The following is a 21328-nucleotide window of genomic DNA, read 5'->3' as shown; positions in this document are numbered from 1 at the left end:
TGTTGCTTTCAGCGGCGTCTATCAGGCTTTTAAATAAAGCGTGCTGCGCGTCGAAGATCTAGGGTGAATGGATATTCACCGCTGGATTCTTCAGCGGGTGGGCTAAGTGGGCCTTTCATGCCTTCGTATTCTTCGAGTTGGCGTTCCGCCTTGTTGCTGGGTTTAGGAATATAAGCAGGCTGAGGCTGATAAGGGCCTTGGCTATGCTCTTCACGTGAAAAACGATTAACGCGTCGTGACTCAGCTTCAAAGGCGTTAATGGGGTAAGTTTCGTAACTGAGGCCGCCTGGGTGAGAGACATGGTAGGTACAGCCGCCAACGGAGCGTCCATTCCACGTGTCTATTAAGTCAAAGACCAGTGGTACATGGGTGCCAATAGTTGGGTGTAAGGCCGAAGGAGGGGCCCAAGCTCGATAGCGAATACCGGCGATAAATTCATCACCACGCCCTGTCGCATGTAGTGGGACTCGGCGCCCGTTACACGCTAATACATAACGCTCGGGGGTTAGCCCTGTTAGGCGAACTTGCAAGCGCTCGACGGACGAATCCACATAACGGGCAGTGCCAAAACTACCAACTTCTTCGCCGAGCACGTGCCAAGGCTCGATGGCCCAACGCAATTCGATGTCGATATCGTCAAGTTTGACACGGCCATAGTGAGGAAAGCGAAACTCTTCAAAAGGGCGCAACCATTCGGGATCGAATTGAATGCCGTGCTGTTGCAATTGCTCGACCACATCTAATACATCTCGCCAAATAAAGTGGGGTAGCATAAATTTGTCGTGCAAAGCCGTGCCCCAACGAACCAAATTATGCTTATAAGGTTTTTGCCAAAACAGGCTCACTAAAGCTCGAATCAATAAAGCTTGCACTAAGCTCATTTGTGGGTGCGGTGGCATTTCAAAACCACGAAACTCAAGTAGACCTTGACGCCCACTGGTCGTACCAGGTGCATACAGTTTGTCGATGCAGAACTCGGCCCTATGGGTGTTACCGGTAATGTCAATTAATAGGTTGCGCAAGATGCGGTCAATTAGCCAAGGCTGCTGGCTTTCCCCATCTGGTAGTTGTTGAAACGCGATTTCGAGCTCATAAAGCATCTCATCACGGCCTTCATCCATTCGTGGTGCTTGGCTAGTGGGGCCAATAAAGGTGCCTGAAAAAAGATAACTTAAACTTGGGTGGTGCTGCCAGAAAGTGATTAAGCTGCGCAATAAATCGGGGCGTCGTAGAAAGGGGCTGTCGGCGGGTGTTTTACCGCCAAGGGTCATATGGTTACCGCCACCGGTACCCGTATGGCGGCCATCAAGCATAAATTTCTCAGCGCATAAGCGACTTTCACGTGCTGCATGGTAGAGCTCAGTGGTGGTACTGACTAATTCATCCCAGTTACTCGCTGGATGCACGTTAACTTCAATCACGCCGGGGTCGGGTGTCACTAGTAATTGCGTCAAGCGGGCATCTTTAGGTGGTGTATAGCCTTCAAGAACCACAGGGCAGGACAAGGTTTTAGCAACGGATTCAATCGCTTGTATTAGTGCAAGGTAATCGGTTAGTTGTTCAAGCGGCGGTAAAAACACATGCAATTTACCATCGCGGGGCTGAACACACAGAGCGGTGGTAATGAGTTCGCGCCCACTTGCGGGTTTTGGCGCTTGTTCTCTATGCGTTTGACTGGCCGTGTTTGCCGTGTGTATAGGCTCTTGTGGTAATGCTTGTTGAACAGCAAAAGGGTCGGCTTCGGGCAGGACCTTGGGGTCATCCTTATGACTGGACAGTTCGCCTAGTGGTAAGCGTAAGCCCATGGGGGAGTCGCCTGGAATCAAGGTAAGCTTTTCACGGCGAGTAGACCAATGGTTGCTGCACCAGCTTTTTTCATCCAGAGCTCGCTCAAGAGGAATAACAAAACCACTCGCCTGATCTAAACCTTGAGCAAGTACGGCAGCTAGGCGCTGCCTATCAAGGCTGGATTTGGCATTGGCAATCTCTGAATCGATATTTTGGGGGAGTTGTAATTCCTGCATTAAATAATGCAGGGCATCTTCGTAGGCGGGCTGAGCGGACGACGCTTCTAGCTTGAGTATGCGGCATAATTCACTAGCAAAGCTTTGTGCTTTGTTAATGTCTGCCCCGTAATCTTTATCAATACGGGCTAGTAGCTCGGCGTTTTGCCAAAGTGGCTGGCCGTCTTTGAGCCAAAATAGACCTAGGGCCCAGCGCGGCACTTCTTCGCCCGGATACCATTTACCCTGGCCATAATGAAGCAGACCATTTGCTGCAAATTGATCGCGCAGTTTTAAAAGTAGGCCCTTAGCTAGGCTGAGTTTATCGTCACCGAGGGCATCGGTATTCCATTGCGCCGATTCCATATCATCGATGGATACAAAGGTTGGCTCCCCCCCCATGGTTAAGCGCACATCCATTGTTTCTAATTGCTGATCGATATCAGAGCCGAGCTTTAATACTTGTTGCCAAGCTGCTTCGGAATAAGGTTTGGTGACTCGAGGGTCTTCATGAAAGCGGCTGACGTCGTTGCTGTAATTAAACTCGACCTCACATTCGTCTGTTGCTCCTTCAATAGGAGCTGCAGAGCTTGGTGATGGAGTACAAGCTAAAGGGATATGGCCTTCACCGGCAAATAAACCCGAAGTAGGATCGAGCCCAACCCAACCAGCACCCGGTAAAAATACTTCACACCAAGCGTGTAAATCGGTGAAGTCTTTTTCTGTTCCTGACGGGCCGTCAAGGGCTTTTTCATCTGCCGTAAGTTGTACTAGATAGCCTGAAGCAAAGCGTGCAGCAATACCTAGGTGACGCAGTATTTGTACCATCAGCCAAGCGCTGTCCCTGCAAGAGCCCGTTCTTTTTTTTAGCGTGACTTGTGGAGTTTGTACGCCAGGTTCTAGACGAATGCAATAATCTATATCTTTTTGTAAGCACTGATTGATAGAAACGAGAAAGTCAATTGTGCGCACTTTTCTTGTTGGCAGTGCAGCCCTTAGTGCGGCCTTAGTGTAGTTGATAAATGGTTTGCCACAGGCAATGGTTTCTAGGTAGGGCTGTAGTTCTTTTTTTAGTGCACTTGGGTATTTAAAGGGAAAGTGCTCGGCGTATTCTTCGAGGAAAAAGTCAAAAGGATTGATGACGATCATATCCGCTAAGACTTCAACTTCTATAGATAGATGATCGGATTTTTCCGGAAAAACAATGGAGGCTAAAAAGTTACCAAATGCATCTTGTTGCCAGTTAATAAAATGATTTTCAGGTTTTATTTTCAGGCTGTAACTGTGAATGGGCGTCCTGCAGTGTGGGGCGGGGCGCAGGCGTACAACGTGTTTACTTAATTCAACTGCGCGATCAAAGTTGTAATAAGTATTATGATTAAGTGCTACGCGAATGGTCATGAAAAGCCCTTGGTCTATGTTTAGATGCAGAAAACTATGAGTTCTACAAAATACAAATGTAGGTTTAACGGTCAGTTAATAAAGCGATTAATCCCATGCAGGAAACCAATTGGCATAGATTTTTTGGTGCATATTAATGATGCGAAGTTGCAGTTCGTTGACGTAGTCGCGCAAGGGTTGGCCCTTAAGGTCTGAGTGATATTCAGCAGTGATACTGTTTTGAATGTCAGTGAGCTCCTGAGTAATGTCATCTGACTTGGGCAAAAGAGAGCATGTATGCACAAGATTACTCAAGCAACGGGTCACAGACTTCGGGAAATCCTTATTACAAATAAGGTAATCAACTACGTCCGCACCATTAATAGATGCTCGTACGGCACGACGGAAATAATGATCGGCATTGAGCGAACGCAATAGGTTGAGCCAAATAATTTGTCGGCTATTGATGGCTTCATCCATATCTTCGATTTCAAGAATGGCTGCAACGGCGGCATCGATATTTCTAGATGTTGTATCGGCACGTTCTAAATTTTTACCTAAGCGAAAAAAACACCAAGATTCATCATGAGGCATATCGCTGTGCAAAACGCCCAATATTTGTTGGCAGCCACGAATGACTGTGTTTAAAAAATCGTGGCGTTGTTTGCGTGTTATGCCTTGATTGGCATTATCGATAATGTAGTGGTTGAGCTCGTTGATGAGATACCAAACGTCTGAAGGGAAAACATCTCGAGTCGTACGAACATTTTCACGCGCCGCTTGTATCGACGAGACCATAGACGAAGGGTTATTTCTATCGTTGATCAAAAAGCGCATTACATTACGTTCGTCTGGTTTTGAGTAATGTTCATTAAACGCGTGATCTAACTTGTTAATTGACACCAAGTTGTACCAGCTAAGTTTTATGCTGCGAGGTAAATCAAACAGTAGTTTATCGTAGATGCTAATGAGTCGAGCGGTACTTTGTACTCGCTCAAGGTATCGGCCGGCCCAGTAGGCTCGTTCTGCAACTCGGGATAAAAGCATAATTAAGCCTCCTTTTTACTTGTATCGGATACAGATGAGTCGGTATCGACAATCCAGGTGTCTTTACTGCCTCCTCCTTGTGATGAGTTGACCACCAGTGAGCCTTTTTTCATGGCAACACGGGTGAGGCCCCCAGTGGTGACATAGGTATCTTTAGCTTGAAGAACAAATGGACGTAAATCTAAGTGCCGAGGCTCGGGTGTGTGTTTACCGATAATGGTTGGTGCCGTTGATAGGGCCAGTGTGGGCTGCGCAATATAATTGCGGGGGTTGTCTTTGATGAGGTCGGCAAAAGTTTCGCGTTCCTTTTTGGTTGAATGAGGGCCGACCAGCATGCCGTAACCCCCTGATTCATTAGCGGGTTTAACGACCAGTTTATCTAAGTTGTCGAGCACGTATTTTCGCTCGTTGTCTTTGTAGCAAAGAAAGGTTTCAACGTTAGCGATAAGAGGCTCTTGATCAAGGTAGTATTTAATAACTTGAGGGACATAGGCATAAACAACTTTATCGTCAGCTACCCCAGCCCCAGGGGCGTTGGCCAATGCGACATTGCCTTTTTTCCAAGCACGCATTAAGCCAGGTACTCCTAGCATAGAGCTTTTATCAAACACTTCCGGGTCTAAAAATAAATCATCTATGCGGCGATAAATAACATCAACACGTGTTAGCCCTGCGATGGTTTTCATATAAACAATATCGTCTTCGACAACTAAATCACTGCCTTCTACAAGTTCAACACCCATTTGTTGGGCGAGAAAGGCATGCTCAAAATAAGCCGAATTAAAAATACCCGGTGTCAGAACGGCAATAACAGGCTTGCATTCTTTACGGGGGGATAAAGCCGATAAGGTTTCAAAAAGTCGCGTTGGGTAGTCACCTATTGGTGCAACATTAACTTGTTCAAATACCTCGGGCATGACTCGTTTCATTATGGAACGGTTTTCTAGCATGTAGGAAACACCGGAAGGTACTCGTAAATTATCTTCCAGTACATAAAACTGACCGTCATCAGCACGCACCAGATCAGTGCCGCATATGTGAGCCCAGGTTCCAAATGCGGGCGAAACACCTTCGCACTCAGTGCGGTAATTCTTTGATTGTTTGAGTACAAACTCAGGAATAATTCCGTCTTTGATTATTTTTTGATCGTGATAGAGGTCATCGATAAAAAGATTAAGCGCTTGTAAGCGTTGCTCTAAGCCTGCTGAGGCGCTTGTCCATTGCTTTTTACTGATCACACGCGGGATGATATCCAGCGGCCAAGCCCGATCAATATTCCCCTCATCGGTATAGACCGTAAAGGATATCCCCATGGCTTTAATTGACGCATCCGTCGCTTTGCTAATGGCCTCTATGTCTGATGGCGCGAGGGTTTTCAGGTATTTAAGTAGTTTTTTTCCAGCCAGCCTAGCGTTACCCGGTGAGCTAATAAGCTCGTCGTAAAATTCGCCGGGTTGGTAGTTCTTCCAGTCATCAATGGTGTTTGGCATTCCACGGGGCTCGTTTGTGTTTTTATTCACGCTGATCGCCTTTGCGCACTCATTTCTGAGGCGCTTATTTACTTGTGCTAACAAAGGCTCTCAGCACTAACACTACTACTAGCATCAAACAGACCAGTTCAATCCTTTTTGCAAAAAAAAAATTTATTTACGCTAAGAATTTACTGAACTGTGTATCAGCAGTGACCGAGGCCAATATTATAGTGCTTGAATGCTGTAACACTTTGATGAACTTTTTGTGGCTGCTGCTTTGGTTGTTAAGAAAAGCGCAGATGGGAAGGGCCTTACTATGTTGCCATGTTACGTTGTGATACTGGTTCGAACTAATCCTTTTAGCCAATGTAGAGCTTATCGCTTATAGGGGCATGTCATAATGACTTACAAGTTCAGCCACGATATTACGCATAAATGGATTGTTTATATGATGTATTTTGAAATGCTTTGTCAGGCAATTGGAGAAGTCTCAAAATAAAAGACACAGATGGGGTGGGGGAAAAGGACGGGATAGAAGGCTATTTTAAAGAATATGCTGAAGCACATGAATTTCAAACTTATAAGCCTAATTTAGGTCGCATTGATGACCTTATTTAGTCTCAAGTAATAGGACTAGCTATCACGTTAATTTCACTCAAGATGCAAGCTATACACTTACAATTAATGAACAAGCCAAGCTCAGTGTTTTGGCTTGGCTTGTCCTTGATGACTCTGTTTATTTTAAGAGTCTTGCGAGTAAGTTTCTGTTGTGCCATCAAACTCTAGTGAGTAGCTAGAGCAGTTTAAAAAGGTGATGGTCATTGCAGGTGCTTCATCTTGTTCGCTGATATCGATGCTGCCACTTTCGAAATTACCGTTCTCGCATTCAAGCAGATCGTTACCGCTGATCTCCAGATTTGAAATATCACCAACTGAGATGGTGGCTGAGATGTCGGAGCCATTGCTTCCGCTACTTGCATTAAAGTCACTTAGGCTAAATTGATTTTCACCATCGTTATAGCTTACTTCGTTAAGAGTGAACGAGCAGCTTTCTAAATAGTTATCACAGCTTAATTGCGCATCAACGCTGACGGTTTCTGTTCCACCTTCAAAACCCTCTGAGCTAGTTGTTATGTCAATAAGCATATCAAGTGTCTGGGGTTCGCCGGTACTCTGATCAAAACCAGACCAAGAAATACTGAAGCTACCATCTATGCTGTCATTAAACTCATCGACACATTCGTCATAGATCATATCCATAGAGCCCGATGTAGAGTTTTCATCCATGCCATCAGGCACGTTGATCTCTATTGAGCCGCCACTAGGGCACTCCTCGCTTAGAATGCTTTTCTGGGCAATAGGATTCAGCTGCTTACCATTACTTGAAGCATTGGCTCCGCCTAAATCGACAAGATCTAAAAAGTTATCTCCTTCAAGGCTGGAGCTGACATCGAGTACTTGAATAGCGCTTCGAGAGATATTTTCTTTATTTTCGTTGGTAAAGGCCGACTTTGCTTCTGGGGCGGGGCTATTAGTACCGTTAGGACTAATAAGGCTATCGCCATCACTACTGCTACCGCCACAGGCGCTTAGTAGGCTTGTGGCAAGTACGATACTGCAGCTAAGTTGTAGTTTTTTCATGTAAAACGTCCAAATGTTTAGGTTGAAATACTGGTATATGTATTTTTATTGGGTTTAGGATGATCAATTTGGCGCGAGTTTACCATGCTTTAGTATGATTGTTATGACGTTTTAGTTTTAATTATCGGTTTTTACAGCTAAGTAATTAGAGCTGTAATTTAAGTCTGTACACATAGGGGCGAGGTGTGAGCTATTTGCTCTAGCTGGGTTCGATCGTAGTAGATTTTCTACAATGCCATTAACGAGGCCAGAGCTTATTCTCTACGGAAGTGTTTTCCTTCTCGTGGGGCTTATTCTTCTGTGAACAGGCGGTATTTGTTTGTTATCAATGATCTAAAAAGGGGTCAACATTGACTCAAATAGCTAATAAGTTAAAAAATGTGCTGTCGATTTTGGCTTCGGTTCGGAGCTGCCACTTATGCACAGAATTAGCTCTGGGCCCTAAGCCCATTTTACAGTTAGGCTCCAGTGCCAAAATACTGATCGCGGGGCAGGCACCGGGAAGAAAAACGCATCATAAGGGCATTCCTTTTGATGATGCCTCGGGTGAGCGTTTGCGCGAATGGATGGGGGTCACAAGGGAGGTATTTTATGATGAGTCTAAAATTGCTATTTTACCAATGGCCTTTTGTTACCCCGGAACAGGGGCTAATGGAGATGTAGCCCCACCCTTAATATGCGCCCAGCACTGGCGAGAGCAATTGCTTAACTTACTTTCAGATGTCGAACTCACATTGATTCTTGGTCAGCACGCATTTAATTATCATCTAGCTGACAAACAATATAAAAACCTAACAGAAACGGTGAAGCACTGGCAGCAGTATTGGCCTGAGTTTCTGCCTATGCCGCATCCCAGCCCACGTAATAATCGCTGGTTAAAGAATAATACTTGGTTCTTTAAGGAGGTACTGCCCGAGCTTAAAAAGAAAGTGGCCTCTCTTGTATAGTTTTAGCTATAGGCGGGTTTGCGAGCTCGCTACAATATTGTTCTGGTGAGGAGTGAGAGCTGGAGTCAACTAGAACCCTTAGCTCAAACAGGGCTGAATTAGTACTGCAACCCTGGTTGAGTAAAGGGCTGTGGTTATTATTGATCTCGATATTCTTCTTGCATGGCTTTTCTGTTTTTATACTTGGCGACAGAGTGGATAACGTGGTCACCTTCAAAATAGACGGTGAAGTAGGGGTATTCCCAGTAGTAGATAGGGGGCTCGCCTGAAGGGCCGTGGCGGCTTTCGGGGGAGCCGTATTGGGCTTCAACCGAGGCTTTTGTCATTGATTTACTGGGTTTGTTGATATCAGCGGCGTCGCTTGGGGTATCGCTTGGCATGCTTAGCTCGTCTGCAAGTGCTGGCATGCTACATAATAGGCCTGTCATCAATAGGGCGGGTAGTAATTTCATTTAGCTTTTCCTTAGTTTGCAGAGCTGGCGGCTTTTTTTGCGGCTATTTGTGAGCGCATTACTTGGCGCACGATGGTTTGCCTGTCTTTATCGTAAATTTGATGGAACTTTGCTGCAACCTGATATTTCTCATCTTTTTGTACGCATCGCAAAATTTGCGCATAGGTGGATACTACCGCGTAGTTTGGCAGGAAAATAAGCCGCATGGCAATGTAGCTGCCCTTGTAAAGAGAGCGATCACAGATAAAACCGATACCATCTTCACTTAAGCTCACACGAGTTTTGGGCCGGCTGTTAAGGCTGTCACTTGAATTGAGCAGTATTTGCCGGCTAAGTAGTTCTACTTTTTTATTAAGGTTGCTTAAAAAATCGCCAAGCAGGTGGTTTTTTTCACTAATCAGTCCAAGTGCTTTTAAGCCGCGCTCATCGAGCTGATTAAATTGATTGATAAGTCCAAGTGCATCGTCGTCTTCGAAAACGTCATTAACATGAATATCTTCAATGGAGCTACTTGATGCCAATTTGAATTCAAAGTGTACATCTTCGTCTATTCGAAATGAGTCTCGGCGTTCGGCGCCTTTTTTATTGTCGTTGGGCATGGCTATAACCAAGGTGACTATCCACTTATAACTATGGTCTTAGTTGTCGATTCTGCAAGCCTAGCCTGCGCAGGCTAAGGAAATAAGGTAGACTCTCGGCCTTTTCTTAATGTCCTATTTAGTATGAATTCGGCAGCAGCTTTTATTGGCTTGCGTTATACGCGAAGCAAGCGATCATCCGGCTTTTTATCTTTTGTCAGCCTCTTTGCGACAGGGGGGATGGCACTGGGTGTGTTTGCGCTGATTGTGGTTTTGTCGGTGATGAATGGTTTTGACTATGAGTTAAAGCAGCGTTTATTGCGTGTATTGCCGCACAGTCATGTTGAAGGTGCCGAAAAGCTAAGTGATTGGGCGGCTTTACAAGCCCAGTTAGATGCTCGTGAGCAGATTGTAGCTAGCTCACCTTATATTCGTTCAAATGTGTTGATCGCTTCTGGGCGAGTAGTTAAAGGTATTGAACTTGAGGCGGTTGAGCCAGAGCTTGAGCAGCATGTTAGCCCTATGGCTGACTTCTTTGTGCGTGGGCAAATGCAAGACCTTCAAGCTGGTGAATATGGTATCGCTCTTGGTCGTTTGCTGGCGTACTCGCTTGGCGTGCAAGTAGGTGACAAGGTACGTATTACTTTACCTAAACTGTCTATTACTTTTGCGGGTGTGTTTCCGCGCAGTCGACAATTTACAGTCAGGGCTTTATTTGAAGCGGGCGCCAGTGTGGATCAAAATTTAGCTCTTATTCATTTACGTGATGCTCAGCGTTTATTTGCCTATGGCGATAATATTGACGGCATGCGCTTGCGCTATCACGATTTATATCAGGCTCCGGCCGATTCCGCCGCACTTGCTCAAACCTTGGGGGCTAAGTTTCAAGTGCGAGACTGGAGTCAGAGTCAAGGTAGTTTGTTTAGGGCGGTCAAGCTTGAGAAAACCGTCACGGGCTTATTGCTTGGTATTATTATCGCGGTGGCGGCTTTTAACATTATTACCAGCTTGATTATGATGGTGAATGAGAAAAAATCCGATATCGCTGTGTTGCGTACTATGGGCCTGCGCCGTATGCAAGTTGTGCAAGTGTTTGTAACTCAGGGAGCTGCTACTGGTTTTTTAGGTGTCGCGATGGGGGTCGGTGTTGGCGTACCTGTAGCGATTTATTTACCTGATATTGTTGATTTCATTGAGCGTACTTTGGGTTTACAGGTGTTTGACCCAAGCGTTTATTTTGTAACCAGTATTCCTTCATTATGGCAACTAAGCGATACGCTCTGGGTGACCGGCATGGCTGTGCTCAGTACCTTACTTGCTACTTTATTTCCCGCTTGGAAGGCTTCGTTAATCGAGCCTGCCGAAGCAATGCGATACGACAGTTAAATCATGAGCAATATCATTCTTGAATGTCAGGATCTACATAAATCCTACAGCGAAGTTGGCCAAACTCTAGCGGTTCTGCGCGGCATTAACTTGAAAGTTCATCGCTCGGAGCGCATCGCTGTGATTGGTGCTTCAGGCAGCGGTAAGTCAACATTGTTAAATGTTTTGGGGGGCTTAGATCAGCCAAGTGAGGGCACGGTGCTTATAAATGGCCAGCGCTTTTCTGAACTTGGCGATAACCAGCGCGGGCGCATTCGCAATCAGAGCCTGGGTTTTGTATATCAGTTTCATCACCTATTACCTGAGTTTACGGCGTTAGAAAATGTCAGCATGCCTTTGCGTATTGGCGGCGTTGGCGCACGTGAACGCGATCAAAAGGCGCAGGATTTATTGACGCGTGTGGGTTTAGCTGAGCGCATGGCTCATAAACCCTCACAGCTCAGTGGCGGTGAGCGCCAGCGTGCTGCGATAGCTCGAGCATTGGCGACTCAGCCTGGTTGTGTGTTGTTGGATGAGCCAACAGGTAATTTGGATAAGAAAAACGCGGCCAATATTCATAGCCTGATTGATGAGCTGAGCGAAGAGCTAGGCACGGCTTTTATTGTTGTTACCCATGATGAACACCTAGCTCAGCGTTTAGACCGGCAGTTGTTATTAGAAGACGGCATCTTAGTCGAGCAGTGCGCAGCATGAGTGCTTGGCCAGTTAGCGTTGCTTGGCGCTATACACGTAACGCCGGCAGTACTAAAAAAAGCGGTATGTTGTCTTTTTTATCGGCTATTTCTATGGCCGGTCTTGTTGTCGGCATCAGCTTGTTGGTGTTGGTTTTGTCGGTTATGAATGGTTTTGAGCGAGAGCTTAAAGATCGCATTTTGGGGTTTTTACCTCAAGCTTCGGTGTTTGAAGTTGGCGGCATTGAAAACTGGCAAGAAAAAGTGGCCGAAGTTGAAGGTCTAGAAGGTGTTAAAGCGGTTGCGCCGTTTGTACGTGTTCAGGCCTTGTTAAGTTCACGTGGTGAGGTTGAACCGGCATTAATTTTTGGCGTGGATTTAGAACGTGAACTGCAACTTTCTCGCCTGAGTGACTTTGCCTCTGAGGAGGCACTTGAGGCATTAAAACCAGGTTCTCAATCCATAGTGCTTGGCGCGGCCTTAGCAAAAAAATTAGATGCTCAACCAGGCTCGGAGCTAATGCTGGTATCGCCCGGTAAAAATGCAGGGCGCACAGCCAAAATCAGTTATTTAACGATGGCAGCGGTACTAGAGACACACTCTGAATTGGACGAGTCTTTAGTTTTAGCGCCTGTTGATGCTTTAGATGGTCTACGTGGCGCGAGCTTAACTGGGCGCATGGATGGCTTGCGTTTGCAGTTTGATGATCTAAATGATGCCCCGTGGCTGGCTATGCGAGTAGCAAATCACTTAGGGCCTACTTGGTACCAGACTAATTGGCAGCGAACTCATGGCAACTTGTATCACGCTATTCAAATGAGCAAGCGCATGGTGGCCTTATTGATGTCCTTAATTGTGGCTTTGGCGGCGTTTAATGTGGTGTCGACTCTGACTCTTGTTGTGCTTGAAAAGCAAGCCAGTATTGCGATTTTACGAACCCTCGGCGCAAGCTCTTTTGATATTCTTAAGCTCTTTATTTGCCAGGGTTTAGTTATTGGCTTGTTGGGTGTTGCTTTAGGTTTGGGGCTGGGCTTGTTGATGGTGCTGGCGCTTGAACCTGTTGTGACGTTATTGCAACAGGGTTTAGGCTTGCAGTTTATGCATTCTGACGTCTACCCACTAACGGAATTACCGGTAGAAGTTCGCCTAGAGGATATGGTGCAAGTGGCTTCGGTGTCGATGGTGTTAGTGTTGATGGCGACTATCTATCCCGCATGGCAGGCCTCTCGTTTACAGCCGGCGGATGTATTGCGCTACGAATAGGCTCTTGCCGCGTTTCACGGTATGGGCCATTCAACACCACTTACAGGCAAACCTTAATTGCTTTGTTGCTGATATTCTTTGTATCTCGGAGCCAACAAGGGCAGTCTATTGATGCATATACGCATGCTTGAGTGGGGCGTGCTATTAAGCTTGGTTTTTCTTGCGTGCTTGGCGTTGTTTCCATCGGTCGACGACATGCCAGCGCCAAAACCACTGTATTGACAAGTAGCCGACACAGCCAAAAAACACGCTGCAAATAAATGAGCCCAACAGCAGTGGTTGCCAAATACTAGGGAAGACCGTTTTAAACCACTGCCAGCTAAAATCGAAACTGAACTCTGCGCCTGTTTGCATCAAAATACCACTGCCAAGTTTGTACTCTAGATAAAAAATAATAGGCATGGTCAGTGGGTTGCTGATCCAAACAAGGATAACCGCCAAGGGCAGGTTGCAACGTAATCTCAAGGCCGCCAGTGCAGCTAAGGGAATTTGCCCTGGGATGGGCATAAAAGCGATAAACAAGCCTACAAAGCAGGCAACAGAAACGCTGTGGCGATTTAAATGAAAGAGGTTGGGGTCATGCAGCATAGTGCCCAAAAATTTCAGGGCAGGGTTGCCATGAATATCCTTCGGGTCGGGAGTCCATCTTTTTAACAGCTTACGGGGCATTAGGGCTCAGCTACATAAATTGAGGCGGTATTATGCCGACTTCGTTTGGCAGTGGCTAGATTGAGCAGTGATCTGTCTCAATATAGTCGAGTCTTCAGTTCTTCAGTCTGTTAAATAGTAGTCGTTTGGCTTAAGTTTTGATCAGCTTGAAATAAGCTTAGTCGACTACTTTACTTTAATTGCTGGTATATAGGATTTTGCCACTGCCTTGTGGTTTATAAAACAAGAAATTGATTATTTCGAGACATGGACAAGGACGCCCGTGAGTCTACGAAGCTATTTATGCATTTTTATTGCAGCTATATTTATATCTGTTTATGGCTCGGCTGAATCTAGCCAGTACGTCATTTCTTGCCTGCTTCGCCTTGCCTGGCTGATGGCTCTGTTTTACTTGGTATTTGTTGCTCTTTGTGGAAACCAACAACCTCAATCATTAAGGAGCTTAGTTAAGCCAGCTTTTTATCTCAGCGAATACAATTACAGAGTGCCTTATAAGGACTGTTTTAGGCATAAGATAGGCACAGTTTTGCTTCTTTTTAGCAGTACTTGTGCTTTATTCATACTGGCTGAATCACAAGTACAAAAGCAAATAAGTCAGCAGTTACACGCCGAGTTAGAAGGCAGGTCGATACTTGTACGTGGGCAATTACAAAGTCGATTAGAGCAAACTGCGGATACAGCACGTTTTGAGTTTTTTATTGAAGATGCTCAACTTGTACAACTTCAGGACGATATCCGTGGTCAAGTTAGCAAGCTAGGGCGCGACCAAGCGCTTGACCAAGCTATCGATAAGTTAAGAGGCCACTCCATTCGCTTAAGTTGGCGTACAAGAAGAGCACTTGCTCTTGGTCAGCGCTGGCAGTTTTATGTGCGCTTAAAAGCACCCAGATCCTTGGTGAATCATCGGGGGTTTGATTATCAAGCTTGGCTTTTAAGTAAACATAGCGTGGCTACCGGTTATGTTTTTTATTTTAAAGAGAGTGGTGTTCCACGTTTACTTTCAGATAAAAAAACGGTACTTGCCCAGTTAAGAACACATATAGAGCATTTATTACAACCTTGGTCTGAGCGTGCGATTTTGAAAGCGCTGGTTCTGGGGGATAGGTCGGAGTTAACGAGCGTTGATTGGCGAATGTTTCGCGACACTGGAACCGTTCACTTGATGGCGATATCAGGGCTTCATGTAGGTTTGGTGGCTGCACTTTGCCTGTGTTCCTTACGCTGGTTATTACGGCCTTTATTGCTCTTACTAAGCTTGTCTGTTTATCGTTTTATATATTTATCGTGCACCTGTTATATCGCTTGGCTCTATGCGTATTTGGCAGGCTTGGCTTCGCCTACTTTAAGGGCCTTTCTTGCTCTTGTATTACTTCAACTTTGTTTTCTATTGGGGCGCCATGTTAAAGCACTTGATATCTTGGTGATTATTGCTGCGTTGATGTTATTTATAAATCCTATGGCTGCGACTCAGCCGGGTTTTGTGCTTAGCTTCTCTGCGGCATTAAGCTTGTTGCTGGTTTTTTCTTTTAGAGAAAATAAGCCACTTAATGCTGATGGCTCTACTGCTGACGCCTCTGCTGCTCTGTCTGTTTCTGTTGATTCAACTTTTTATAAGCCTGCTTCGTCTAATACAGAGACTAAGCGCCTGTCTATAAGAGAGCAAGAAAACAAAGCTGTTTTAACACATTTACTAAAAAACACCCTAAACAAGATCTTTAATACCAAAACAGTAAGTGAACCTTCGGCGCTAAATAAAGGTAATAAATATATACGTTATTTGTTGGATTTACTTACGGCTCAAATGCTGCTGTGGCTTGTCTTGTTGCCACTGTTGTTGTTTTTCTTTTTACCTGTGAGCTTCTTTGCGCCTATAGCCAATTTTATTGTTGTTCCTTTTATGGCTTTAATTATTATGCCTTTGATTTTTGGGGCAGTGCTTGTTTCGGTTTTTTCAGTTGATTTTGCTATGTATGTTTTGGCCGCTGCCAATCAGTGTGTATACGCTCAGCAGCGTCTCCTGCAGTGGGTATCTCACTATACAAATCCGTTTTTTATTCCAGACGCGTTTTACTCTTTTATAGCTTGTTCCGCGTTTGTATGTGCTCTAATTGTATTGGTTCTATCGTTTAAACCACGTATGTATGTTATGCGGCTGACTTTAGTTTGTTCGTTGCTGTTTATGGGGCTTATTAGCCTTGCATGCGCTGTGGTTAAATCACCGCTGTGGCCTGACTCTAAAGCGATTGAGCTGGAAGTGTTGGATGCAGGCCAAGGCTTGTCTGTTTTTTTGAATTTAGAAAATAACCACTGGGTTTACGACTTAGGGGCGCGTTTTTCAGATTCTTTTTCAATTGCAATGTCGGTTTTATATCCGATGTTAGAACGTAAGCAAGTGGTGCGCTTAAATAACTTACTTATTAGCCATGCTGATGCCGATCATGCGGGTGCTTTTACAGAATTTGTCCAAACTTTAGAGGTCGACCAGATTTTAAGTGGCGAGGCAGCCGTGTTGGCAGAGCGCTTAGAACAAACACAGTTTAAAAGAGCTCAGCTTTGGCAGGCTTCACAAACCGAATTTATAAACATGGCTCAGGGTAGAGCGCCTAAGTCATTAGAAAAGCTTAAGCTCTCTTCGTGTTTAGCCGGCATGTTAGTTGATACGGCGCGCTGGCGTATGGATGTGCTTTGGCCAAACACAACAGGGCATATAGCCCAGGCTAACGATCGTAGCTGTGTGCTTTTGTTAACGCTTAAACACACACCTAGTGGTTCACCAAAACATAGGCTTAGCGTGCTTGATACTCTTGGTTTTGATGCGGAGATCGATATAAATATGGATACCAAGGCCAATATTATTAGGCAAACTGATAAAGAGTTAATGCCTGCTAGCCGTATTCTTTTTATGGGGGACGTCAGCTCTAAGGTTGAAGAGCAGTTACTTGCGTCTGAGCATTTGAGCCAGGGGGTTGATATTTTGATCGCTGGCCATCATGGCAGTGCAAGCTCTTCTTCCATTCGTTTTTTAGCTCATCTGCAACCTAAGCATCTTATTATTAGTTCTGGCTTTCGTAACCGTTATGGGCATCCAAGCGAAAAGGTACTGAACAGAGCGCAGGCTTTGGGTATTAAGGTATGGAATACTGCTTGGCACGGTGCTTTGAATGTCGTGGTTAAAGAAGGGGCGATTAGCTTAATTTCTAGGCGCTGTAGCCAGTGGCGGCGATGGTATCGTGACGAAGGTTTCTGCCCTTGAGTTATTTTTATGTATCATAGCCCCCTTAATTGGTTTTAGTGTTTTACTAGAGCCCCTCGGCCTTGTGGTCAATTGAAGATTTATATCGATTAGGAGTGTTCCTAGGTGTTTCAAATTATCACCTCCGGCGGTTGGCTGATGCTGCCTATTATCTTATGTTCGATCGCAGTGATCGGTATCTCAGTAGAGCGTTTTTGGACACTTAATCCAAAGAAGATTGCTCCTAAGCACCAGTTAGGTCAGGTGTGGAGTTGGATTCAAGATAAAGAATTAGATGTTGCTAAGTTAAAGCGTTTGCGTGGCTCCTCATCATTGGGCCGTATTTTGGCTGCAGGCTTAAGCAACAGTCGCCACGGACGCGATGTTATGAAAGACTCGATTGAAGAAGCTGCCAGCGAAGTGGTGCATGACCTTGAACGCTACCTTGGCGCTTTGGGCACGATTGCTGCCATTGCGCCGTTGTTGGGCTTGTTGGGTACGGTTATTGGTATGATTAAAGTCTTTACCGCTCTTAACTTAATGGGTGCGGGAAATGCTCAAGTGCTGGCAGGTGGTATTTCTGAAGCCCTTATTACCACTGCTGCGGGTTTAACGGTTGCGATTCCTGCAATGATTGCCCATCGCTTTTTTGTTCGTCGTGTCGATAGCCTCGTTGTATTGATGGAGCAAGAATCCGTCAAACTTGTTGATGCTTTACACAGCGAACGCCGTGTTGATTTAAAGGACGCCTAGAACATGAAGTTCAAACGTCAGGTCAGCGCAGAAGAGGGCGTTAATTTAACGCCTCTTATTGACGTTGTGTTTCTGCTATTGATTTTCTTTATGGTGTCGACCACGTTCACCAAAGAAAGCCACTTAGAGATTGATCTTCCTGAGGCCAGTGGCGATAAGCGCCCAGTTGAAGCCAAAGAGATTGAAGTTGTGGTTGATCAGCAGGGTTCACTTACCGTCAATGGTAAGGTTTTAGTCGACAGCCGTCCGGCGACTTTACAGGTTGCTTTAGAAGGCATTAGCCAAGGCGATACGTCTATCCCGTTTGTTATTACCGGAGATGCCAACGCCAGTTATCAAAGTATTGTGTCGGTGATGGATTTAGCCGGCCAGCTGGGTTTTGTTAATTTAAGTATGACAACACGCAGTCCGGAGAAAGACTGATTTATGTCTTTGGCGGCTTTTTTTGAAAAGCACTGGTACGCCGAAAGCCCGGGGCCACTTTCCTGCCTTTACCCTCTAGAGCTGCTGTTTAAGCAGCTCAGTAGCAAGCGACGAGAAAAACTGCTAGCTCAACACCATAAGCTCAATGAGCAAAGCAATAAGCGCTTGCCGCTGGTCGTGGTAGGTAATATCAGTGTTGGCGGCACCGGTAAAACGCCGTTTATCATCGCTTTGGTACGTCGCTTACAGCAGCAAAACTACAAGGTAGCGGTGGTGTCTCGCGGTTATGGTCGCGACACCGAGGACTGTCTAAAAGTAGAAGCAGAGAGTAAAGCCGAAGAGGTGGGTGACGAGCCCTTAGAGGTATTCCTTGCAACCGCTTGTGAACTTTGGGTTGCGGCCGAGCGCAATAAAGCGGTCGCGGCTGTTATAGCTCATGGCGACGCGGATGTGATTCTCAGTGACGACGGCTTACAGCATTACGCTATGGCTCGTGACATCGAAATTGCTATTGTGGGCTCCCAAGGTTTAGGTAATGGCCACTTATTACCAGTAGGGCCTTTACGAGAACCCGCTTCGCGCTTAGACAGTGTTGATTTTGTTTTTAACCGCAGCGCTAAGGCTTTACATACAACGACACCTAGCTATGCCTATCAAAGCCATCTGGCTTCTTGGGTGCATGTTCACACAGCAGAGCGGCGCTCTTTAGCTGAAGGCATTGATAGCGACGATGGCCGCGAGCACAATTACATAGCGTATGCAGGCATTGCTCAGCCTGAACGTTTTTTCTCAGAGCTTACGGCTTTGGGCTTGCAGTTTGAAGCGCGGCCAAAAGCCGATCATTACCGTTATAAAGCCTGCGAATTTACAGCGGGATCGACCTATATTGTTACCGCTAAAGATGCGGTGAAGTGTCGAGAATTTAGTGAAGCCGATATTTGGTATTTAGAATTACAAGTCGAGCTTTCTGATGCGTTTTATAACGCGTTTACCGATAAATTAAGTGCCCTTAATCATGAAATTTAGCATTATTATCCCTGCCCGTTATGCCTCTACACGCCTGCCTGGTAAGCCTTTACAAGATATCGCTGGCAAGCCGATGATTCAGCGTGTTTGGGAGCAAGCCAAGCTCAGCTCTGCCGAGCGCGTTGTCATAGCTACAGATCACCATGAGATCGACGCTACTGCTCAGGCTTTTGGTGCGCAGGTGTGTATGACCCGCGCCGACCATGAAAGTGGCACCGATAGGCTGGCCGAAGTGGTGAGCAAACTCGGCTTAGCTGATGATGAGATCGTTGTTAATGTTCAGGGAGATGAGCCATTAATTCCCCCTGCGGTGATTGATCAAGTAGCAGCTAATTTAGCGGCTAATGGCAAGGCCAGCTGCGCGACTATCAGTGAAGCTATTAAGGATGCAGGGCTGTACCTAAACCCAAATGCGGTGAAAGTGGTAAGTGATCAACAGGGCTTGGCTTTGTATTTCTCACGTGCGCCTATGCCGTGGAATAGAGATGTACTGGCCGAGGGGGTTGAAGCGACGCAGGCCTTGCAGGCTTTTTTAGCCGAGCAGCCAGCCTACAAACACGTTGGTATTTATGCCTACCGTGTAAAACTACTTAAGGATTTTGTGCAGTGGCCTCAAAGCCCGCTGGAGCATATAGAAAAGCTCGAGCAATTACGTATTTTGCATCAGGGCCATCGCATTCATGTGGCCGAAGCTTGTGAAGATGTACCAGGTGGTATTGATACGCAAGCTGACTTAGAGGCGGTGCGTTTGTTATTACAAGGAGAGTCGTCGTGATACGAGTCCTTTTTGTTTGTTTAGGTAATATTTGTCGCTCACCAACAGCCGAAGCGGTGTTTCGTGCAGAGGTTGAAAAGGCAGGTTTAAGCAAGCTTATAGATATAGACAGTGCCGGAACCTCTAATTGGCATGTGGGTAAAGCGCCAGACCCCAGAGCGATTCAAGCGGGTAAATCACGCCACTATGACCTTTCTGCTTTACGTGGGCGCCAAGCAATTAGTGACGACTTTGAAGCCTTTGATTATGTATTAGCAATGGATCAGAGCAATTTTGATGATCTAGCCGCTATAGCGCCTTCGCAGTATCTCTCTCGCTTGCATCTGTTTTTAGATTTCTCCAAGCAGGATGCCTACCGCGAAGTACCAGACCCATATTACGGTGGTGATCAGGGGTTTGCCTTGGTTTTGGATTTAATTGAAGATGCCTCGCAGGGCTTATTGCTGGATATTCAAAAGCGGCTTAAGGCTGGCTCTTAATGCCCTGTATTGAACAAAACGTATCTTTGCAGCCCTATAGCTGCTTAGCGCTGCCATCCACAGCCGCTTATTTTTGTCGCTGCCAGACTGAACAAGATGTACTTGATGCACTTGCTTGGGCTAAAGAGCGGGGCATTGAAGTGTCTCTGCTAGGTGGTGGTAGCAATGCTCTGCTTGAAGATCATATCGATGCTTTAGTGATTAAGCTCGAGTTGCAAGGGCGCAAGCTGCTTGATGAAAATGAGCAAGGCAAGTTAATACGTGCAGCCGCTGGTGAGTCTTGGCATGAGTTTGTTTTATGGACCTTGGAGCAAGGTTGGCCGGGTTTAGAAAATTTGAGCTTAATCCCCGGAACCGTTGGCGCTGCGCCGATTCAAAACATTGGCGCTTATGGTGTTGAGGTGGGGGATCTGATTTCGAGCGTTCACGGTTTTGATCTGCTTGATGGTTCCCGCTTTGAGCTAAGCGCTAAACAGTGCGCTTTTGACTATCGTGACAGCGTATTTAAACAGCAAGATCAGGCGCGTTATCTTATTAGCGCCGTCGATTTTTTTCTGCCGAACACACACAGCTTAAGCCTGCATTATCCAGCCTTGGCTGACTATCTTGCCCCTCTTAAAGAAAGTGGGGCCGATATAAGTGCAACCGATATTGCTCATGCGGTAATAGCTGTGCGCAACTCTAAGCTACCAGCCCCTGAAATGATTCCCAACTTGGGCAGTTTTTTTAAAAACCCTGTTGTTGATGCAAAAACTCAGCAGCGTCTTATCAATAAATGGCCCGATTTGGTCAGTTATGCCTTAGAAGATGGCAGGTTTAAGCTTGCAGCTGGCTGGTTGATTGATAAAGCAGGTTGGAAAGGTCGTGAATACGGTGGTGTACGTATGCATGATCAACAAGCCTTGGTACTAAGTAACCCCAAGCGGCAAACCTTAGCGGCGGTGCTTGCCTGTGCCACCCAAGTGAGTACGGATATTCAGGCGATGTTTGACGTTGAGTTAGAGCGTGAGCCTCAGCTTCTGAAGCGGATCAAACTCTAATGCTAAGAAGTACTTTTTGGCTTTGGGCTATCTAGCCGTCAAAGCTTCAAAATGATACATTGGCGCCTTCACTAGCTGTTTTGCAAGGATG

Annotated in this window: 18 protein-coding genes; 11 read left to right on the top strand and 7 right to left on the bottom strand. The window is 45.8% G+C overall.

Annotation, left to right across the window (positions count from 1 at the left end):
- Positions 1-29: 29 nt before the first annotated feature.
- From AB1S55_RS13740 to AB1S55_RS13725, 4 genes are all read right to left on the bottom strand, one after another.
- Positions 30-3404 carry a DUF2126 domain-containing protein gene (locus AB1S55_RS13740; RefSeq protein WP_370978751.1) on the bottom strand — a complete coding sequence of 1125 codons (3375 nt, stop codon included), beginning with the start codon at positions 3402-3404 and terminating at the stop codon, positions 30-32.
- A gap of 87 nt (positions 3405-3491) precedes the next feature.
- Complete coding sequence (locus AB1S55_RS13735) at positions 3492-4430, bottom strand: alpha-E domain-containing protein (RefSeq protein ID WP_370978750.1); 939 nt, start codon at positions 4428-4430, stop codon at positions 3492-3494.
- Between the two features lie 2 nt (positions 4431-4432).
- Positions 4433-5920: a circularly permuted type 2 ATP-grasp protein gene (locus AB1S55_RS13730; RefSeq protein WP_370981599.1), complete on the bottom strand. Its 1488-nt coding sequence runs from the start codon at positions 5918-5920 to the stop codon at positions 4433-4435.
- Between the two features lie 723 nt (positions 5921-6643).
- Entirely contained in the window at positions 6644-7543 is a 900-nt protein-coding gene (locus tag AB1S55_RS13725; protein WP_370978749.1) for a hypothetical protein, read from the bottom strand.
- 350 nt (positions 7544-7893) lie between these two features.
- Between AB1S55_RS13725 and AB1S55_RS13720 the strand changes: the two genes are divergently transcribed.
- Complete coding sequence (locus AB1S55_RS13720) at positions 7894-8490, top strand: uracil-DNA glycosylase family protein (protein ID WP_370978748.1); 597 nt, start codon at positions 7894-7896, stop codon at positions 8488-8490.
- A 137-nt stretch (positions 8491-8627) separates the two neighbouring features.
- On the opposite strand, the gene AB1S55_RS13715 is transcribed toward AB1S55_RS13720, so the two are convergent.
- Together AB1S55_RS13715 and AB1S55_RS13710 are read right to left on the bottom strand one after the other, a co-directional pair.
- Positions 8628-8942: a hypothetical protein gene (locus AB1S55_RS13715; protein ID WP_370978747.1), complete on the bottom strand. Its 315-nt coding sequence runs from the start codon at positions 8940-8942 to the stop codon at positions 8628-8630.
- An 11-nt stretch (positions 8943-8953) separates the two neighbouring features.
- Positions 8954-9541, bottom strand: a complete 588-nt coding sequence (locus AB1S55_RS13710) for a PilZ domain-containing protein (RefSeq protein WP_370978746.1) — start codon at positions 9539-9541, stop codon at positions 8954-8956.
- Positions 9542-9664: 123 nt separating this feature from the next.
- Between AB1S55_RS13710 and AB1S55_RS13705 the strand changes: the two genes are divergently transcribed.
- Genes AB1S55_RS13705 through AB1S55_RS13695 form a run of 3 tightly spaced genes read left to right on the top strand, consistent with a single transcriptional unit; the run spans position 9665 to position 12840 of the window.
- Entirely contained in the window at positions 9665-10906 is a 1242-nt protein-coding gene (locus AB1S55_RS13705; protein WP_370978745.1) for a lipoprotein-releasing ABC transporter permease subunit, read from the top strand.
- Positions 10907-10909: 3 nt separating this feature from the next.
- Positions 10910-11599 (top strand): lipoprotein-releasing ABC transporter ATP-binding protein LolD, encoded by a 690-nt coding sequence (lolD, locus tag AB1S55_RS13700; protein WP_370978744.1) that lies wholly within the window; start codon positions 10910-10912, stop codon positions 11597-11599.
- Positions 11596-12840: a lipoprotein-releasing ABC transporter permease subunit gene (locus AB1S55_RS13695; protein WP_370978743.1), complete on the top strand. Its 1245-nt coding sequence runs from the start codon at positions 11596-11598 to the stop codon at positions 12838-12840. The genes lolD and AB1S55_RS13695 overlap by 4 nt, the downstream gene beginning before the upstream one ends.
- Before the next feature lie 144 nt (positions 12841-12984).
- On the opposite strand, the gene AB1S55_RS13690 is transcribed toward AB1S55_RS13695, so the two are convergent.
- Entirely contained in the window at positions 12985-13509 is a 525-nt protein-coding gene (locus AB1S55_RS13690; protein ID WP_370978742.1) for a DUF2062 domain-containing protein, read from the bottom strand.
- A gap of 376 nt (positions 13510-13885) precedes the next feature.
- Here AB1S55_RS13690 and AB1S55_RS13685 point away from each other — a divergent pair, with 376 nt between their 5' ends.
- The 7 genes from AB1S55_RS13685 (at position 13886) to murB (ending at position 21237) form a co-directional block, all read left to right on the top strand.
- Complete coding sequence (locus tag AB1S55_RS13685) at positions 13886-16762, top strand: ComEC/Rec2 family competence protein (RefSeq protein ID WP_370981598.1); 2877 nt, start codon at positions 13886-13888, stop codon at positions 16760-16762.
- A 105-nt stretch (positions 16763-16867) separates the two neighbouring features.
- On the top strand, positions 16868-17494 hold the full coding sequence (locus tag AB1S55_RS13680; protein WP_370978741.1) for a MotA/TolQ/ExbB proton channel family protein: 627 nt from the start codon (positions 16868-16870) through the stop codon (positions 17492-17494).
- Positions 17495-17497: 3 nt separating this feature from the next.
- Positions 17498-17917, top strand: coding sequence for an ExbD/TolR family protein (locus tag AB1S55_RS13675; RefSeq protein ID WP_370978740.1), 420 nt, complete (start codon positions 17498-17500; stop codon positions 17915-17917).
- A 3-nt stretch (positions 17918-17920) separates the two neighbouring features.
- Positions 17921-18943 (top strand): tetraacyldisaccharide 4'-kinase, encoded by a 1023-nt coding sequence (gene lpxK / locus AB1S55_RS13670; RefSeq protein WP_370978739.1) that lies wholly within the window; start codon positions 17921-17923, stop codon positions 18941-18943.
- On the top strand, positions 18933-19718 hold the full coding sequence (gene kdsB, locus AB1S55_RS13665) for a 3-deoxy-manno-octulosonate cytidylyltransferase (protein ID WP_370978738.1): 786 nt from the start codon (positions 18933-18935) through the stop codon (positions 19716-19718). The genes lpxK and kdsB overlap by 11 nt, the downstream gene beginning before the upstream one ends.
- On the top strand, positions 19715-20197 hold the full coding sequence (locus AB1S55_RS13660) for a low molecular weight protein-tyrosine-phosphatase (protein ID WP_370978737.1): 483 nt from the start codon (positions 19715-19717) through the stop codon (positions 20195-20197). Before kdsB ends, AB1S55_RS13660 begins: the two co-directional genes overlap by 4 nt.
- Positions 20197-21237 carry a UDP-N-acetylmuramate dehydrogenase gene (murB, locus tag AB1S55_RS13655; protein WP_370978736.1) on the top strand — a complete coding sequence of 347 codons (1041 nt, stop codon included), beginning with the start codon at positions 20197-20199 and terminating at the stop codon, positions 21235-21237. The genes AB1S55_RS13660 and murB overlap by 1 nt, the downstream gene beginning before the upstream one ends.
- Positions 21238-21328 lie beyond the last annotated feature (91 nt).

Source organism: Agaribacterium sp. ZY112, from assembly GCF_041346925.1.
Taxonomy (GTDB): Bacteria; Pseudomonadota; Gammaproteobacteria; order Pseudomonadales; family Cellvibrionaceae; genus Agaribacterium.
This window is presented reverse-complemented; position numbering and strand designations above follow the sequence as displayed.

Coding starts and splice junctions, on each gene's coding strand:
- AB1S55_RS13740 (WP_370978751.1), bottom strand. CDS start 3,404: ATGACCATTCGCGTAGCACTTAATCATAATACTTATTACAACTTTGAT.
- AB1S55_RS13735 (WP_370978750.1), bottom strand. CDS start 4,430: ATGCTTTTATCCCGAGTTGCAGAACGAGCCTACTGGGCCGGCCGATAC.
- AB1S55_RS13730 (WP_370981599.1), bottom strand. CDS start 5,920: ATGCCAAACACCATTGATGACTGGAAGAACTACCAACCCGGCGAATTT.
- AB1S55_RS13725 (WP_370978749.1), bottom strand. CDS start 7,543: ATGAAAAAACTACAACTTAGCTGCAGTATCGTACTTGCCACAAGCCTA.
- AB1S55_RS13715 (WP_370978747.1), bottom strand. CDS start 8,942: ATGAAATTACTACCCGCCCTATTGATGACAGGCCTATTATGTAGCATG.
- AB1S55_RS13710 (WP_370978746.1), bottom strand. CDS start 9,541: ATGCCCAACGACAATAAAAAAGGCGCCGAACGCCGAGACTCATTTCGA.
- AB1S55_RS13705 (WP_370978745.1), top strand. CDS start 9,665: ATGAATTCGGCAGCAGCTTTTATTGGCTTGCGTTATACGCGAAGCAAG.
- lolD (WP_370978744.1), top strand. CDS start 10,910: ATGAGCAATATCATTCTTGAATGTCAGGATCTACATAAATCCTACAGC.
- AB1S55_RS13695 (WP_370978743.1), top strand. CDS start 11,596: ATGAGTGCTTGGCCAGTTAGCGTTGCTTGGCGCTATACACGTAACGCC.
- AB1S55_RS13690 (WP_370978742.1), bottom strand. CDS start 13,509: ATGCCCCGTAAGCTGTTAAAAAGATGGACTCCCGACCCGAAGGATATT.
- AB1S55_RS13685 (WP_370981598.1), top strand. CDS start 13,886: ATGGCTCTGTTTTACTTGGTATTTGTTGCTCTTTGTGGAAACCAACAA.
- AB1S55_RS13675 (WP_370978740.1), top strand. CDS start 17,498: ATGAAGTTCAAACGTCAGGTCAGCGCAGAAGAGGGCGTTAATTTAACG.
- lpxK (WP_370978739.1), top strand. CDS start 17,921: ATGTCTTTGGCGGCTTTTTTTGAAAAGCACTGGTACGCCGAAAGCCCG.
- kdsB (WP_370978738.1), top strand. CDS start 18,933: ATGAAATTTAGCATTATTATCCCTGCCCGTTATGCCTCTACACGCCTG.
- murB (WP_370978736.1), top strand. CDS start 20,197: ATGCCCTGTATTGAACAAAACGTATCTTTGCAGCCCTATAGCTGCTTA.